Origin of the sequence: Micromonospora sp. URMC 103 (genome assembly GCF_051386435.1) — a bacterium.
In the GTDB taxonomy this organism is placed as follows: Bacteria; Actinomycetota; Actinomycetes; order Mycobacteriales; family Micromonosporaceae; genus Micromonospora.
This window is the reverse complement of sequence record NZ_JBPQTR010000004.1, coordinates 752,667-767,530: the sequence shown is the minus strand read 5'-3', so window position 1 is coordinate 767,530 and position 14,864 is coordinate 752,667. Positions and strand designations below refer to the sequence as shown.

General features: G+C 73.6%; 14 protein-coding genes. 6 read left to right on the top strand and 8 right to left on the bottom strand.

What is annotated here, in order from left to right:
• The first annotated feature begins 76 nt into the window (after positions 1–76).
• Positions 77–718, top strand: a complete 642-nt coding sequence (locus tag ACSNOA_RS07185) for an NAD(P)-dependent oxidoreductase (RefSeq protein WP_436657145.1) — start codon at positions 77–79, stop codon at positions 716–718.
• A gap of 48 nt (positions 719–766) precedes the next feature.
• On the opposite strand, the gene ACSNOA_RS07180 is transcribed toward ACSNOA_RS07185, so the two are convergent.
• Together ACSNOA_RS07180 and ACSNOA_RS07175 are read right to left on the bottom strand one after the other, a co-directional pair.
• Complete coding sequence (locus tag ACSNOA_RS07180) at positions 767–1,231, bottom strand: PPOX class F420-dependent oxidoreductase (protein ID WP_436657144.1); 465 nt, start codon at positions 1,229–1,231, stop codon at positions 767–769.
• A gap of 279 nt (positions 1,232–1,510) precedes the next feature.
• A complete protein-coding gene (locus ACSNOA_RS07175; protein ID WP_436657143.1) occupies positions 1,511–2,152 on the bottom strand; it encodes a DUF6642 family protein in 642 nt (213 codons plus the stop codon).
• Between the two features lie 309 nt (positions 2,153–2,461).
• Here ACSNOA_RS07175 and ACSNOA_RS07170 point away from each other — a divergent pair, with 309 nt between their 5' ends.
• Positions 2,462–3,244, top strand: a complete 783-nt coding sequence (locus tag ACSNOA_RS07170; RefSeq protein WP_436657142.1) for a D-Ala-D-Ala carboxypeptidase family metallohydrolase — start codon at positions 2,462–2,464, stop codon at positions 3,242–3,244.
• A gap of 95 nt (positions 3,245–3,339) precedes the next feature.
• Here ACSNOA_RS07170 and ACSNOA_RS07165 read toward each other — a convergent pair whose 3' ends face one another.
• The 4 genes from ACSNOA_RS07165 to ACSNOA_RS07150 form a co-directional block, all read right to left on the bottom strand.
• The gene (locus ACSNOA_RS07165) at positions 3,340–3,822 is read right to left on the bottom strand and encodes a hypothetical protein (protein ID WP_436657141.1); all 483 of its coding nucleotides are present in this window, start codon (positions 3,820–3,822) and stop codon (positions 3,340–3,342) included.
• Positions 3,823–3,910: 88 nt separating this feature from the next.
• Positions 3,911–5,335, bottom strand: a complete 1,425-nt coding sequence (locus ACSNOA_RS07160) for an ATP-binding protein (RefSeq protein ID WP_436657140.1) — start codon at positions 5,333–5,335, stop codon at positions 3,911–3,913.
• A 25-nt stretch (positions 5,336–5,360) separates the two neighbouring features.
• Positions 5,361–6,110: a response regulator gene (locus ACSNOA_RS07155; protein WP_436657139.1), complete on the bottom strand. Its 750-nt coding sequence runs from the start codon at positions 6,108–6,110 to the stop codon at positions 5,361–5,363.
• Positions 6,089–7,339: a sensor histidine kinase gene (locus ACSNOA_RS07150; RefSeq protein WP_436657138.1), complete on the bottom strand. Its 1,251-nt coding sequence runs from the start codon at positions 7,337–7,339 to the stop codon at positions 6,089–6,091. Before ACSNOA_RS07150 ends, ACSNOA_RS07155 begins: the two co-directional genes overlap by 22 nt.
• A 131-nt stretch (positions 7,340–7,470) precedes the next feature.
• On the opposite strand from ACSNOA_RS07150, the gene ACSNOA_RS07145 reads away from it, so the two are divergent.
• The 4 genes from ACSNOA_RS07145 to ACSNOA_RS07130 all read left to right on the top strand — a co-directional run bounded on the left by ACSNOA_RS07145 (position 7,471) and on the right by ACSNOA_RS07130 (position 11,429).
• Positions 7,471–8,364 (top strand): ABC transporter ATP-binding protein, encoded by an 894-nt coding sequence (locus ACSNOA_RS07145; RefSeq protein WP_436657137.1) that lies wholly within the window; start codon positions 7,471–7,473, stop codon positions 8,362–8,364.
• Positions 8,361–9,155, top strand: a complete 795-nt coding sequence (locus ACSNOA_RS07140) for an ABC transporter permease (RefSeq protein WP_436657136.1) — start codon at positions 8,361–8,363, stop codon at positions 9,153–9,155. Before ACSNOA_RS07145 ends, ACSNOA_RS07140 begins: the two co-directional genes overlap by 4 nt.
• Before the next feature lie 2 nt (positions 9,156–9,157).
• Positions 9,158–9,898, top strand: coding sequence for a YqeB family protein (locus ACSNOA_RS07135; protein WP_436657135.1), 741 nt, complete (start codon positions 9,158–9,160; stop codon positions 9,896–9,898).
• A gap of 88 nt (positions 9,899–9,986) precedes the next feature.
• Positions 9,987–11,429, top strand: a complete 1,443-nt coding sequence (locus tag ACSNOA_RS07130; RefSeq protein WP_436657134.1) for an amino acid permease — start codon at positions 9,987–9,989, stop codon at positions 11,427–11,429.
• Here the strand turns inward: ACSNOA_RS07130 and ACSNOA_RS07125 are convergent.
• Positions 11,426–12,451 (bottom strand): hypothetical protein, encoded by a 1,026-nt coding sequence (locus ACSNOA_RS07125; protein WP_436657133.1) that lies wholly within the window; start codon positions 12,449–12,451, stop codon positions 11,426–11,428. The two genes, ACSNOA_RS07130 and ACSNOA_RS07125, sit on opposite strands and share 4 nt — an antisense overlap.
• 113 nt (positions 12,452–12,564) lie before the next feature.
• Positions 12,565–14,688, bottom strand: a complete 2,124-nt coding sequence (locus ACSNOA_RS07120) for a hypothetical protein (RefSeq protein ID WP_436657132.1) — start codon at positions 14,686–14,688, stop codon at positions 12,565–12,567.
• Positions 14,689–14,864: the final 176 nt, after the last annotated feature.

Sequence of the window (14,864 nt, the reverse complement as noted above, 5' to 3'; positions counted from 1 at the left end):
GTCTTCCGGTAACGGCACCGCCCGGCCGGCCCGGTCAATAGCCTGAGGGCGGGGTCACGTCCGGCGGGAGGCGGTCATGAGCAGCATCGTCGTGTTCGGCGCGGGTGGCACCGCCGGGTCCCGGGTCGCCGCCGAGGCGATCGACCGGGGGCACCGGGTCACCGCGGCGGTACGCCGTCCGGAGGCCACCTCGTACCTGCCCGCCGGGGTCCAGGTCGTCACCGGGGACGCCACGAGCGAGCGCAGCGTGCGCGAGCTGGCGCCCGGGGCGGACGCCATGGTGGTGGCCATCGGCGGGGGCGAGCGCGGGCTCTGGCTGGACGCGGCGCGCGCCCTGGTCGGGGTGCTGCGCGGGATGTCGGACGCGCCCCGGATCATCCACCTGGGCGGCGGGTCGACCCTGCTCACCCCGAAGGGCACGCGCTACCTCGACGAGCCGGACTTCCCGGAGGAGTACCGCGACTCGGCGCAGGGCCAGGCCGACGCCCTGGACTACTACCGGAGCCAGGCGGACGGCGTGAGCTGGACGTACGTCTCGCCGCCGCCGCTGGAGTTCCACCCGGGCGAGCGGACGGGCCACTACCGCACGGGCGGCGACGAGCCGGTCACCGACGCGCAGGGCCGGTCGGTGCTCACCTACGAGGACCTCGCCGTGGCGATCGTCGACGAGATCGAGAACCCGCGGCACGAGAACATGCGGTTCACGGCCGCGTACTGAGCACGCCGGCCGCGCGCCCGGCCGGCCGTAGGGTCTGTCTCGAAGTCCCTAGTCGGCGAGGCGGGCCGGGAAGCCGCCGGTGGCGATCGGGCCCCAGCTGTCGATGGTGACCCGGATCAGCGACTTGCCCTGCCGCGTCATGGCGGCGCGGTACTCGTCCCAGTCCGGGTGCTCGCCTGAGATGCAGCGGAAGTACTCGACCAGCGGTTCGAGCGCGTCGGGCAGGTCCAGCACCTCGGCCGTGCCGTCGACCTGCACCCACGGCCCGTTCCAGTCGTCGGAGAGCACGCAGGCCGAGACGCGCGGGTCGCGGCGCACGTTGGCCACCTTGGCCCGCTCGGGGTAGGTGGAGACCACCAGCCGCCCCGCCGTGTCCACGCCCGCGGTGACCGGCGAGGACTGGGGTCGGCCGTCCGCCCGGGTGGTCAGGAGCACCACCCGGTGCCGGGGCCGGAGGAAGTCGAGAAGGCCGTCACGGTCGACGGCGGTGTTCGTCGCGATGCTGCGTGCCACGGCTCGTTTCTACCAGGGAGTTCGTGCCGGTCTCCACCGAGGACCGGGTTCCGTCTCCGGGCTGATCGCCAAGGATCGTCCGCTTGCCGGCCACGGGGAGGGCCGACCATCGCGGATGAGGTTGATGCCTCAGAGGCATATTCATGACTCAGAGGCATGATGCTTTCGGCGATGTCGCCCCGGGCCCGCCCCGCAAGCGCCTCTACCAGCGACCCCCAGGCGCCACCACCACCGGCATCGGGGGTCGTGATCAAGTCGAACTCCCGACGCGGCGCGGGATCAGTGCGGGCGGGGCGCGGGACGGTCGCCGCCCTGCTGCACGGGCACCCGGGGCCGGACGGAGGGCCGCCAGGCCCGGCCGTTCGCGTAGATCACCCGGAAGCCGAGGTACGACGCGAGCGGCGCCCAGTGCGCCGATCCCATCCGCAGCTCGGCGGCGTTGTGCCGCTGCCCGTTCGCCAGCACGTCGAGCAGCACGGTTTCGAACGCGGCCGATTCCACCCAATCCACCTCGCGGGTGAAACCGCAGATCAGGGCCGCTCCGGTCACGTCGAGGAATTCGCGCAACGTCGCGTCGGAGGCACGCAGCACGGAGCAACTGCCGAAGTAGAGACGCCGTCCCTCGCACCGGCCCGCCATGAGGTCGGCGACGTCGGCGAGTTCGACCGAGACCCAGTCGGTGAGGCAGAGCCGGCTCGGTTCGCCGTGCATGGCGAAGAACCCCACGCGGTGGTCGGCGTACTGCTTGAGCAGCCACCGATCGAGGAAGTAGAACAGCTCGTCCCGGGTCGCCGCGTCCTTGTGGATGAACCGGATCTTGCCGAGCCGCTCGAGCAGCTCGAGCGTGGGCAGCACCGAGCCACGCTCGTTGAGGTCGCGGTGCCACTGACCCTCGACGCAGAAGACGCCTCCCCGCGCCACGTCCACCTCCCCCGCGTACGCCGGCCCGGGCGCTGACGTTACCGGCTCCCTCCGGCCCGGGAACATCACCCTCGGTGTGGCGTTCCGCGACGTTCGGTGCCATCTGGCGCCTCCTATCGCCGCTTGGCGGAAATGGCTGTTTCGCGAATCAGGCGAATTCACAGGCAGTGCCCAGGAACGGCAAATCATGAGGACGATTCCCGTTAATCGCCACCAACCGCACCGACAGATGCGAGGGTGGAAATCACGGGGCGTCCCGGTCGATGTCCCCGAGGCCACCCCATTTCCGCTCCTATCGGGAGGACTTCTGTGCGCGTAAACACCTTGAAGCGGGCTGCCGTCGCTTTCGCCCTGGCCCTGCCGGGCACCGCGATCGCCGCGGTGGTCGCCGCGCCAGCAGCCCACGCCGACGGCTGCTACACCTGGACCCGCAACCTCTACCAGGGAAGGTCCGGCGCCGACGTCCGCCAGTTGCAGATCCGCGTCGCCGGCTGGGCCGGCTACCGGGACATCGTGGAGAACGACGGCATCTACGGGCCGAAGACCGCGGCGGCGGTCCGGCGGTTCCAGCAGGCGTACGGGCTGCGGGCGGACGGCGTCGCCGGCCCCGAAACGTACGCCAAGCTGTACGAGCTCCAGGACAACGACTGCACGCCCCGGCACTTCAGCTACAGCGAGCTGGACGGTGGCTGCGGCAAGGGCGGGTTCAGCGGCGGCCCCGTGTCGGCCACCCAGACCCGGGAGAACGCGCTGCGCACCATGTGGAAGCTGGAGGCGCTGCGCCGCAGCCTCGGCGACAAGCCCCTCTACGTCAGCAGCGGCTTCCGCAGCCGGGCCTGCAACAACCAGGTCGGCGGCGCGTCGGACAGCCAGCACCTCTACGGCACCGCCGCCGACGTGGTCTCCCGCACCTCGTCGCTGTGCCAGGTGGCCCGGAGCGCGCGCAACAACGGGTTCAGCGGGCTCTTCGGGCCCGGCTACCCGGACCACGACGACCACGTGCACGTCGACTCACGCCGGGAGAACAACAGCGACCGCACCCGGAACACGACGAGCTGGTCCGCGCCGGACTGCGGGGTGGGCAACAACTGATCCGGTCACCGGTACGACGCCGGCCCGGCGCGGGATGTGGGGGATCCGCGCCGGGCCGGCGTCCCGCCCGGGCGGAGCCGGCGAGCGACCTTCGCTCAGCTCGCCCGGGGCCAGCGCGGCGCGATGGCGGGGGCTGCCACCGGCCGGCCGCTGCCGGCGTGCGCCACCGGGCGTACGCCGGACGGCGTCACCCGGGCGGCCGGGCCGCGGACGGGTGACGCGCCCCGCTCGACGGGACCGCGCGCCGGCTGGGGGCCCGGCCCGTCGGGGCGCGCCGGGCCGGTGGCGGTGAACGGGAAGGGCACGTGCACGAACGGGTTGCCGTGCCGGATCAGCGCGTCGACCTGGCGGTCGTTGAGCCCGTGGGCGAGCAGCACCCGCCGACCCCAACGGTGCAGCCGGCAGGGGTAGGTGGCTCCGTCGTTGCGGCACTTCGGCCCGGCCGGCCACTCCTCCGCGGCGTGCACCACGATCGCCCGCACCGCGAGCCGGACGTCCTCGGGGGTCAGCGGCGCCGGCATCGGCACCTCCCCCAGCACCTGGTCGATGGGATCCGTCGACTGCTCACCAACACGCACGGCAGGCCTCCCGCAGCTCGGCAGGGGTGCGGCGGGCCCGCCGCACCGGCATCCTCGGGCAGTGGTACGGCCCCCGCCGGGCGAAGGTTCAATCGCGGTACGCGGCCAGCAGGTCCTCCGGCGTGATGCTCCGCACGCCGTCGGCGACGACGCCGCCGCGGGCGACCGCGACGGGAGGCGTCGCCTCGTCCGCGCCGGGGAGCCGGGCGCGCCGCTGGAGCAGGCGCCCCAGGTCGTCGTCGTCGAACGGCCGGTCGTCCCGCCAACTGATCGCGCCGACGAACGTGATCCGCGTGGCCACGGGAGCACGGTCGGCCCCCACGAGGGGGATCTCCGGGTCCCCGGGCCGCATCCAGTAGGCACCCACCTCGAAGGTCCCGTCGGGCAGCCGGCCGGGCGGCAGTCGGCGGAGGGCCTCGCGTACGACCGGCTCGACGGCCCGTTCCCGCCAGGCCGGCCAGGCCGCGGTGAGGCGCCTCAGTGTGCGGTCGCCCCCGCCCCGCTCGACCTCGTCCAGGTGGGGCCCGAGGAACGCCAGCCAGAACCGCAGGTGCGGGTCGGTGGCCGCGTACCTCGTCTCCCGCGAGGGCCGCGTCGACAGCGGCAACCCCACCTCGACCGTCCGCTGCTCGGTGAGCGCCCGCAACGTCCGGGTGAGCGACGCCTGTGGCAGGCCGCCGGAGGCGCGGGTGATCAGCGAGAAGGTCCGCTCGCCCGCCCCGATCGCCCGCAGCACCCACGCGGCCTGGGAGCGCGGCGGATACTCGGCCGCGAGGGCCCGCTCGCCGCCGACGATCAGGGCCGACGTCGGGTCGGTGACCGCGCGGGCGAGGTAGTCGTGCGGCGCGGCGCCGGCCGGCCACTCGTCGACGATCAGGGGCAGGCCACCGCAGACGAGATAGGCGTCGAGGGCCTCCGCGGCCGGAAGGTCGAGCAGGTCCGCGACGTCGGCGGGGCTCAGCGGCGGGAGGACCATCTCGTCGGCGCGGTGCTGGAGCGGCCGGCCCTCGCCGGTCAGCGCCTCCATGGCGGCCAGGTCCGAGCCGATGCCGATGAGAAGGACCGGCCGTCGGGACAGGTCCCGGTCGAACACGCTGCCCAGCGTCGCCTCGAAGCCGGGATCCGCGGCCACGAGATGGGGCAGCCCGTCCAGGACGACGACGCCGGGCCGGTCCGCGGGGAGGGCCGCGCCGAGCACTGTGAGCGCGGCGTCCCAGGTACGCGGGACCCGCGCCTCGAACAGGGACGCCCCGGGGAGGGTCGAGGTGGCCGCCGCCTCGACGAACCGCGTGAGGTCGGCCGCCGGGGTGGGTTGCGGGACGGCGCTGAAGAACAGGTGCGGGACACCCGCCCGCTCGACGAACTCCGCCACCAACCGCGACTTGCCCACCTGGGGACGGCCGCGGACGAGCAGCGCACGGCCCGGACGCTCCACCCCGCCGTCGCGGCCCACCCGGCCCAGCAGGTCGTCGAGCCGGGCGAGTTCGCGCCCGCGTCCTACGAAGCAGCCCACATCCCGATACTGGCAAAGACCGGGCTCACACCAGGCCGGCGTCGTGCACGAGCAGGGCGACCTGCACCCGGTTGTTGAGGTCGAGGCGGGTCAGCAGCCGGGAGACGTACGCCTTCACGGTCGCCACGCTCATGTGCAGCTCGCCCGCGATCTCCGCGTTGGTGCGGCCCCGGCCCAGCGCGACGGCGACCTCCCGCTCCCGCTCGCTCAGCCCGTCGAGTTGCCGCAGCGCGCGCTCCCGCCGCGGGTCCGGCCCGCCGGCCGTCGGCGCGACACCGGTGACGTGCGCGATGAGCGTGCGGGTGACCGCCGGCGACAGGGTCGCCTCCCCGGCCGCCACGCGCCGCACGGCCTGCACGATCTCGGCGGGCGGAGTGTCCTTGAGCAGGAAGCCCGCCGCGCCGGCGCGCAGCGCCCGGAGCACCTGCTCGTCGGCGTGGAAGGTGGTCAGCACCAGCACCTCGGGGGGATCCGGCAGCGCGCGCAGGGCCTCGGTGGCGGCCAGCCCGTCGAGGCGGGGCATCCGGACGTCCATGAGCACCACGTCCGGCCGGCCGGCGGCGACCGCGGCCGGGACCTCGGCGCCGTCGGCGGCCTCCCCCACCACCCGCAGGTCCGGCACGCCGCCCAGGATCATCGACAGCCCGGCCCGCACCAGCGCATCGTCGTCGACGACGAGCACCCGCACCGGCTCGCCGCCCGACGGCCGACCCGCGGCGCCGGCCGGGCTCGGCTCCGGCCCGCCCGGGCCCGTCACGCCGGCCACGGCAGCCACGCGGCCAGCCGGAAGTCGCCCGCGTCGTCCCGCCCGTGCTCCAGCCGGCCACCGGCCAGCGTGACCCGCTCCGTGATCCCGACCAGGCCGGTGCCGGCCCCGGGGATCTGCGCCTCGGCCGTACCGCCGACCGGCCACCGGTTGCGGATCTCGACGGTCAGCCCCGCGCCCGGGCCGCCCGCCACGCCGACGGTCACCACCGCGCCGGGAGCGTGCTTGCGGGCGTTGGTCAGCCCCTCCTGCACGATCCGGTACGCGCTGCGCCCCACCGCCGCGGGAACCGACTCGGGGGCGGCCACCAGGTCGCTGGCGTTGACCCGGACCCCGGCGGCGCGGGACTCCTCGATCAGGGCGGGCAGGTCGGCGAGGGTGGGTTGGGGGCGCTCGGGGTCCTCCTCGGCGCCGGCTTCCGCCCGGAGCACACCGATCACCTCGCGCAGGTCCTGGAGGGCGGCGTGCGCGCTGCCGCGGATGACCCCGGCTGCCTTCGCCACCTCCTCGGGCGGGGCGTCGGGACGGAACTCGAGCGCGCCCGCGTGCAGGCTGAGCAGCGAGATCCGGTGCGCGAGCACGTCGTGCATCTCCCGGGCGATCCGGGTGCGCTCCAACTGGCGCGCCTGCGCCACCCGCAACTGCTGCTCCGCCTCGGCACGCTCGGCGCGTTCCCGCAGCGACACCACGAGCTGCCGGCGCGCCCGGACGAACATGCCCCACGCCAGCACCGTGAGGCTGAGCACCACGCCCCACACCGTCGACACCCAGTACGGCACGTCCGGCTCGGGCCGCAGGTAGGCGAAGAGGAAGTTGGTGACGAGACCGGCCGCGGTGAGCGCCAGCGCGATCGCCGTACGCCGGTGCACGATGGCCGTGAAGTAGATGATCAGCAGCGGCGCCGCCCCGGCCATCGAGAATGCGGTGAGCGGCAGCGTCGCGAGCGCGAGCCCGAGCGGCCAGCGCCGGCGGAGCCACAACAGCCCGCAGCAGACCAGGCCGACCAGCGCGTCGGCCGCGATCATCCAGTCGTACGGCGGCGGAGCCGCGATCTCCGGATCCGGGGTGGCCGCGTCCAGCGTCACCACCAGCACCCAGAAGAGGGAGATCAGGAAGGCGACGCCGTCCACGATCCAGTCCCGGGTCGTGCGTCTCGGGTGCGATCGGGCCCGGTCGGCCGGCACGGCGAGCGCCCCGGGCAGCAGCCAGGGGTGGTCCGGCACGACGGCGCTGGTCACGCGCCCATGCTAGGCAGCGGCGGCGGGCGGCAGCCAGCTACCAAAGTCGAGACCCCGCCTCGACCAAGGTCGGTGCGACGGCCGACCGCCGGCCGCTGTGGACGGCCGGGCGGCGGGAGCAGGCTCAGCGCATGATCGGTGTGGAGAACCTGAGCAAGCGGTACGGCCGGCACCAGGCCGTCGACGACGTGTCCTTCTCCTGCGAGCCCGGCACGGTGACCGGGTTCCTGGGGCCGAACGGCGCCGGCAAGTCCACCACCCTGCGGATGATCTGCGGGCTGACCCCGCCCACGGCGGGCCGGGCCAGCGTCAGCGGTCGGACCTACCGGGAGCTGCCCAACCCGGGGCGGGAGGTCGGTGTCCTGCTGGACGCGTCGGCCCAGCACGCCGGGCGGACCGGCCGGGAGGCGCTGGCCGTCGCCGCGTACACGATGGGGCTCGACCGGCGCGAGGTGGGCGAGAAGCTCGACCTCGTGGGGTTGGACGGCGCGGCGGCGCGGCGGCGGGTCCGCGCGTACTCGTTGGGCATGCGGCAACGGCTCGGTCTGGCGCTCGCGCTGCTCGGCGACCCGCGGGTGCTGATCCTCGACGAGCCGGCCAACGGGCTCGACCCGGAGGGGATCTTCTGGATGCGCGGGCTGCTGCGCGACTTCGCCGACCGGGGTGGCACCGTGCTGCTCTCCTCCCACCTGCTGCGCGAGGTGGAGGCGGTCGCGGACCGGCTGGTGGTCATCGGGGGCGGCCGGATCGTGGCCCAGGGCGACAAGGCGGAACTGCTCGCCGGTGGCGGCACGCTGGTGCGCGCCCGCGACGGCGCCGCGCTGCGCCGCGCCCTGGACGCCGCCGGCGTCGCCGCGCGCGAGACGACCGACGGTCTGGTGGCCCGCGCCGACAGCGAGACGGTCGGCCAGGCCGCCGCCGACGCCGGCGTCGTCCTCACCGAGCTGCGCCCGGCCGACGGCGGGCTGGAGCAGCTCTTCCTCTCCCTCACCGCCGCCGAGTCGACCAGGGAGGCCGGCAAGTGACCGCCACGACCGCACCCACCGCGCGCCCCGTCGCGCCCGACCAGCGGCCGGGCGTACGGCGGCCGTCCCTGTTCCGCCTGACGACGGTGGAGCTGCGCAAGCTCACGGACACCCGGGCCGGGCTCTGGTTGCTGATCACCATCGGGCTGGTCGTCGCCGTCATCGTCACCCTCCAGCTCGCCTTCGCCAAGGACGCCGACCAGACGTACGCCTCGTTCTTCGTGCCGTCGCTGCTGCCGGTGGGGGTGCTGCTGCCCGTGCTGGGGATCCTCTCCATCACCGCCGAGTGGTCGCAACGGACCGCGCTCGTCACGTACGCGCTGGTGCCCCGCCGGGAGCGGGTCGTCGTCGCGAAGCTCCTCGCCGTGGTGGTGGCCGCGCTCGCCTCGGTGGCGGTCAGCCTCGCGGTGGCCGCGGCCGGCACGCTGATCGCGGGCGCGACCGGCGGCGCGGGGCGCTGGGAGTTCGAAGGGAACCTGCTGCTGAACGCGGTGGTGTTCCAGGTCGCCAACGTGCTCATGGGCGCCGCCTTCGGCCTGCTTCTGCTCAACACCCCGCTGGCCATCGTGACCTACCTGCTGCTGCCCACCGTCTGGTCGGTCGTCGGCGAGCTGGTGCCGGCGCTGCGTGGGCCGGCCGGCTGGCTGGACACCGGCCGCACCATGGAGCCGCTGTTCAACGGCTCTCTGACCGGCGAGCAGTGGAGCCGCGTGGCGGTGTCGCTGCTGGTCTGGCTGGCCGTGCCCCTGGCCGCCGGGCTCGTCCGGACGCTTCGCCGCGAGGTGGCCTGACCATGGCCGGCGGCTCCGGCACGAGGGTCGGCGGCGCCGTGACCGACCTCGTCGTGATGTGGGGCGGGTTTCCCCTGCTCGGCGCCGGGGCCGGCGCGCTGCTCGCCGTGGGGGCGGGCGCGATCTCCGACCTGCCGTGGGTGCCGCTCAAGGGCCTGTTCGAGGCGCTGTCCCGGCTGCCGCAGCCGCAGGTGACGGTCGGCGCCGCGCTCGTGGGGGTGGTGGCCGGGCTGCTGCTCGCCGGCGCGGGCACCGCCGAGCGGCTCACCGTGACCGTCGACGGGCAGCGGGTCCGCCTGCGGCGCGACGGCCGGACCCGCGAGGTGCCCCGGCACGACGTCCGGGGCGTCCTCGTCGACGGCAGGAGTCTGGTGCTGCTTGACACCGACGGCGGCGAACTGGTCCGGGAGACCTCGGACCTGAGCCGGGACCGTCTGCGGTCGGTGTTCCGGGAGCACGGCTGGCCGTGGGCCGAGGAGGATCCGTACCGGGCCGCGTACCGGCTGTGGGTGGACGGGCTGCCCGGGCTGCCCGAGGGGGCGGACGCGCTGCTGCGGGCCCGCGAGCGGGCGATCGGGAAGGACCGCCGTGACGACGTCCGGGAGCTGCGCCGGGAACTCGGCCGGATCGGAGTGGTGGTGCGGGACGAGGACGGCCGGCAGTACTGGCGGCTCACCGGGCGGGCGGTCCTTCCTCCCGCCGACCGTCCGGCTCCCGCCCGCCCCGACGCCGAGCGCCGATAGCGGCGCTCGGTGTCTCGTTTGGAGAGTCGTCCGCCCGGGCATCGGCTAGTTCGCACGGATCGCGACTCCGACGGGGAGGAGGACGGCGATGACCTCCAGGGGGAACGCCATCGGCGGGGGCAGCGGCATCTTCCGCCGCAAGTCGGTGGAGGAGATCGACGACGAGACCCGGCAGGGGCTGTCCCGGTCGCTCGGCCTGTGGCAGCTCACCGCCATCGGGGTGGGCGGCATCATCGGCGCCGGCATCTTCGCGCTGGCGGGCGCGGTGGCCAACGAGACGGCCGGCCCGGCCGTGCTCGTGTCGTTCCTCGTGGCCGGTCTGGCCAGCGCCGCCGCCGCCCTGTCGTACGCCGAGTTCGCCGGGATGATCCCAAAGGCCGGTTCCGCCTACACCTACGGGTACGCGGTGCTCGGTGAGGCCGTGGGCTGGTTCATCGGCTGGGACCTGCTGCTGGAGTACACGGCGATCGTGGCGGTGGTCGCGATCGGCATCTCCGGCTACTTCACGTTCCTGGTCGGCGAACTCGGCGGGCACCTGCCGGCCTGGATGCTCGGCGCCCCCGGCACCGGTGACGGTCACGTGGTCGACCTCTTCGCCGTGGTGCTGTGCCTGCTCATCGCGTTCCTGCTGACCCAGGGCATCCGGACCGCCGCGCGGTTCGAGACCGTCGTGGTCGGGGTCAAGGTGGCCGTGGTGCTGCTCGTCGTCGTGGTGGGCTTCTTCCACATCAAGACGGCCAACTACTCGCCGTTCTTCCCGTTCGGGCTCGGCGGGGCGTTCACCGGCGCGGCCACCGTCTTCTTCGCGGTCTTCGGCTACGACGCCATGAGCACGGCGGCGGAGGAGTCCCGCGACGCCCGCCGGCACATGCCGAAGGCCATCATCTATTCCCTGGCCATCTCGATGGTCCTCTACGTGCTGGCCACGCTGGTGCTCACCGGCATGCAGAACTACCGCCAGATCGACGCGGAGAGCGGGTTCTCCTCGGCGTTCGCGTCGGTGGGGCTCTCCGGGCTCGCCAGCGTCATCGCCGTCGGCGCCATCATCGGCATCCTGACCGTGATGTTCACGTTCATGCTCGGGGTGACCCGGGTCTGGTTCTCGATGAGCCGTGACGGCCTGCTGCCCGCCTGGTTCGGCAAGCTGCACCCGGTGCGCCGGGTGCCGACCCGGGTGACCTGGATCGTCGGCGTGGCGTCGGCGGTGATCGCGGGGTTCCTGCCCATCCGGGAGGCCGCCGAACTCACCAACATCGGCATCCTGCTCGCGTTCGTGGTGGTCTGCGTCGCCGTGATCGTGCTGCGCTACCGCCGCCCCGACGCGCCACGGACGTTCCGTCTGCCGGGCATGCCCGTGGTGCCGGCCGTCGGCGCGCTCTTCTCGCTCTGGCTGATCACCTACCTGGACCGGGTCACCTGGCTGCGGTTCGCCGTCTGGTTCCTGATCGGCGTGCTGATCTACGCCTTCTACGGCTACCGCCGTTCCGCGCTCGCCGACCGCCGGGGCCGCTCCACCCCCGTCGACCGCTAACGGGCGGGGTTGGCCGGCCGGGTCGGCGCCGCGGCGGCCGGAGCGCGATCCGGCTGGATCGCCCACGGCCCGGCGAGCAGCAGCGCCATGCCGAGGCCGGCGAGCAGCCCCACCAGGGACAGCAGGATGTCGGAGTCGGCGGTGTTGATGGGGCTGTTGCCGGCCAGCGCCGTGAACGGCGCGCCGATCCGCAGGGTCATCGTCACGATTACGCCGAAGATCGTCATGGCCGTCGGGCCGAGCAGCGCCGCGACGGCGGCCAGCCCGTGCCGGCCCCAGTCGGGGCGCCCGTTCGGCCACTCCCAGGCGAGCAGCGTAACCCCGGTGAGCAGGACCGCGCCGAGGACGAGCTGCGGCAGCAGCCGGTTGCCGGGCGGCGCGGCGCGCGTCAACCCGACGCCGACCAGGGCGGCCGCGCCCACCACCGCGGCCAGCGACCACCGTACCGGTGTCACGGCCGGCGCCGCGGCCAGCGCCGCGGCCACGGCCACCACGACCAGCAGCGCGCCGGTGGCGAAGGCGCCCGGGTTCAGCTCCCGCTCCCGGTCCGTGGGCGACTCGATGGTGGCGGCCACCAGGGCCAGCACCCCGGCGATGCAGGCCACCGCCGTCAGCAGCCGCTGGCCGCCGGCGGGTGCGGAAACGCCGCGTCCCCGGCGTACGAGGAACACGGCGACCGCGGCCACCACCAGGCAGCCACCGGCGGCGAGCAGCACGGCCGTCCCGGCGCCGTACGGGTCGGCCCGGTCGACCAGCAGGTCGGCGGCGACCCACGCCCCGCCGAGCAGCACGGCCGGCGGGACCCACCGCCGGTCGCCCCGGCCCGCGAGGAGCAGACCGAGGACGACCGCGACTATCGTGGCGAACCGCAGGTCACGGGCCCAGTACGAGTTGTTGCCAGGCAGCGACTCCGACCAGGGACCGACCGGCTCGGTCAGAGGTTGCAGCACGGTCATGTTGACCGCCCACAGCGTGGCGGCGGCGCCCGCGAGGAGCAGCCCGACGGTGCGTGCGTGTCGCATGCGGGCAACCGTAACCGCGCCACCGTCCCGGGGCGACCCTGTGGCGGCCGGGGACGGCGAGCGGGCCCGCACCGGATTCTGGTGCGGGCCCGCCGTCGGGCAAGGTCGGCGGGTTATCTGCCGTTGCCGGTGTTGCGGACCTGGAACGTGTAGTCGGCGTCCAGGAAGGTGAGGTCGCCGGTCGGCAGGTTGGAGATCAGGACGGCGAAGTCGTCCTGGTTGCCGTTGGCGCACCTGGTCTTCAAACCGCTGGCGGTGAACTCGTCGCCGGTGAAGCGGTAGACCCAGTTGCCCGCGCCGTCGCTGGTCTCTCCGGCCGAGGTGGTGCCCGGCGTGAGGTCGCAGTGTGAAACCACCTGGACCGTCCAGTTGTTGTCCTGGGTGCCGGTGGTGGTGAACCAGTCGCCGGCCGGCGAGGACAGGGGCGCGGCGGCCCCGTTGACCAGCACGTCGTCGACGAACCAGCCGGTGTCCAGGTAGGCGGCGTCGGTGGAGTAGCGGAACCGGACGTCCGTGGCGCCGGCCGGCAGGTCGGCGGTCAGGTGCACGTAGACCGGGTCGTCGACGAAGTACTCGCCGCCGGAGGTGCCGGTCAGGCCGTTGCCCTCCTCGTTGTTGCCGTGCGGGTTGTCGTCGGTGGTGACGACCTGCCCGGCGTCGTTGCGCAGCGGGACGGTGACCCACTGGCCACCGACCAGGGCCTCGACGAAGCCGTAGTCCCAGCCCTCCTCGATGAAGTTCCAACTCCAGAAGTCCAGCGAGGAGACGGTGCCGGAGGTGGCGACGTCGAGGATGTTGTCGGACTGGCTCTCGTAGCCCGCGTACCAGTGGGTGGTGCCGGTGTGCGGGGCGATCACCGTCTCGTCGTCACCGTCGAAGGCGACCGCGACGGTCGGGCCGGGGTTGCGGAACCGCTCCACTGACAGGCCGAAGGGCACGGCGGTGGTGTCGGGCCGGTTCTTGAGCCGCGCCCATTTGGCCTCCGGCGTGGCGCCCTGGTAGCTGCCGCGGCCGCTCCAGTAGACGTCGTCGGCGATGTCGATGGTCCAGGACGTGTCGGCCGGGTCGCCGAAGTCGAACGCCTTGATGTCGTAGACCGGGGAGTCCTCGTCGTCCAGGTAGACGGCCACCGACCAGTCCCGGAACAGCTCCTCGGCGCTGCGCAGGTGCGCGCCGGTCGCCGCGTTGAACGTGTTGATGGCGTTCTGCACGCCGGCCATGCCGTCGGCCTGCTCCTCGAAGATCGTCTTGATGAGCAGGTCACCGGCCGTGCCGTCGTACTGCTTGTCCGGGGTGAAGGTGCCGTCGCCGTTGCCGCCCGCCTGCTCCCAGAGGTACTGGAAGTAGGTGAACGCGGCGCCGTAGTTGGCCAGCGTCCCGCCCCAGCGGGTCAGTGACGTCTCCTCGTAGAAGACCTGCTGGTTGGACAGGTGCGAACCGCCGGCGTCCAGGCCGTTGAGGAAGATGGCGAAGTCGGCCAGCCCCTCGTCGACCCAGGACAGCTCGCCCGGGTCGCTGTAGTTGTGCAGCAGGTGCTCCAACTCGTGGGCGACCGTGCCCTCGTACAACTCGGGACGGTCGTTGGCGGGGTCGTCGTCACGCCACGGGGCGTCGTCCGGCCCGACGCGGTTGGCCCAGTCCAGGGCGTCCACGACGATGACGTTCATCCCGTTGCTGTCGATGAAGTCCGGGGCGAAGTAGCCCGCCGTGTACGAGGTGACGGCGCAGTCGTAGTACGCCTCGTCCTGGATGTTGTAGAGCACCATCACCAGGGAGTCGCTGGCCGGCTCGTCCGGGTCGGCCGCGTCCATGAGGCCGAAGTGCTCCTCGTCCACGGCGACAATCTGGTTGGCGAGCTTGTCGCCCACGTAGTTGATCTGCGCCTGGGTGAGGGCGAACTGCGCCGCGGTGGCCGTGGCGCAGGGAGTGAACTCGTCGCCCGGGTTGTGGTCGAACTGCGGGTCGAGGCTCGCCACGCCGGCCGGCGCCGAGCCGTCCAGCGGGGTGCCGACCGGCACGTAGATGTAGACGGGCGTGCCGTCGGGGGTGGTGTTGGCGTACACCCGGGTGAAGTCCTGGTCGTACGTCCCGCCCGCCGCGCTGTCGTTGATCGGCAGCGTGATCGTCGGCTCGCCGGGAAGGTTCTCGTGGTCGTGCGCCTGCGCCGGGGCGGACACGGTGAAGGCGAGCGCGGTCGCGCCCGCCACCGCGGCCGCGATCCGGCTGGGTCGTCTCATTCGCACGCAGCTGCCTCCTGCGGTGAGGACCGGGCGGATCGGGCCGCCCGGTCATCGATCAAAAGATGGAGATGTAACGTTCACAGGCCGGGTGGCGCTGCACTTGAACCGCCCCTGACCTGCGGCTTCACCCCACGAGCAGACCACTTCGGACGATGAACTGCGAGGGACCGTCC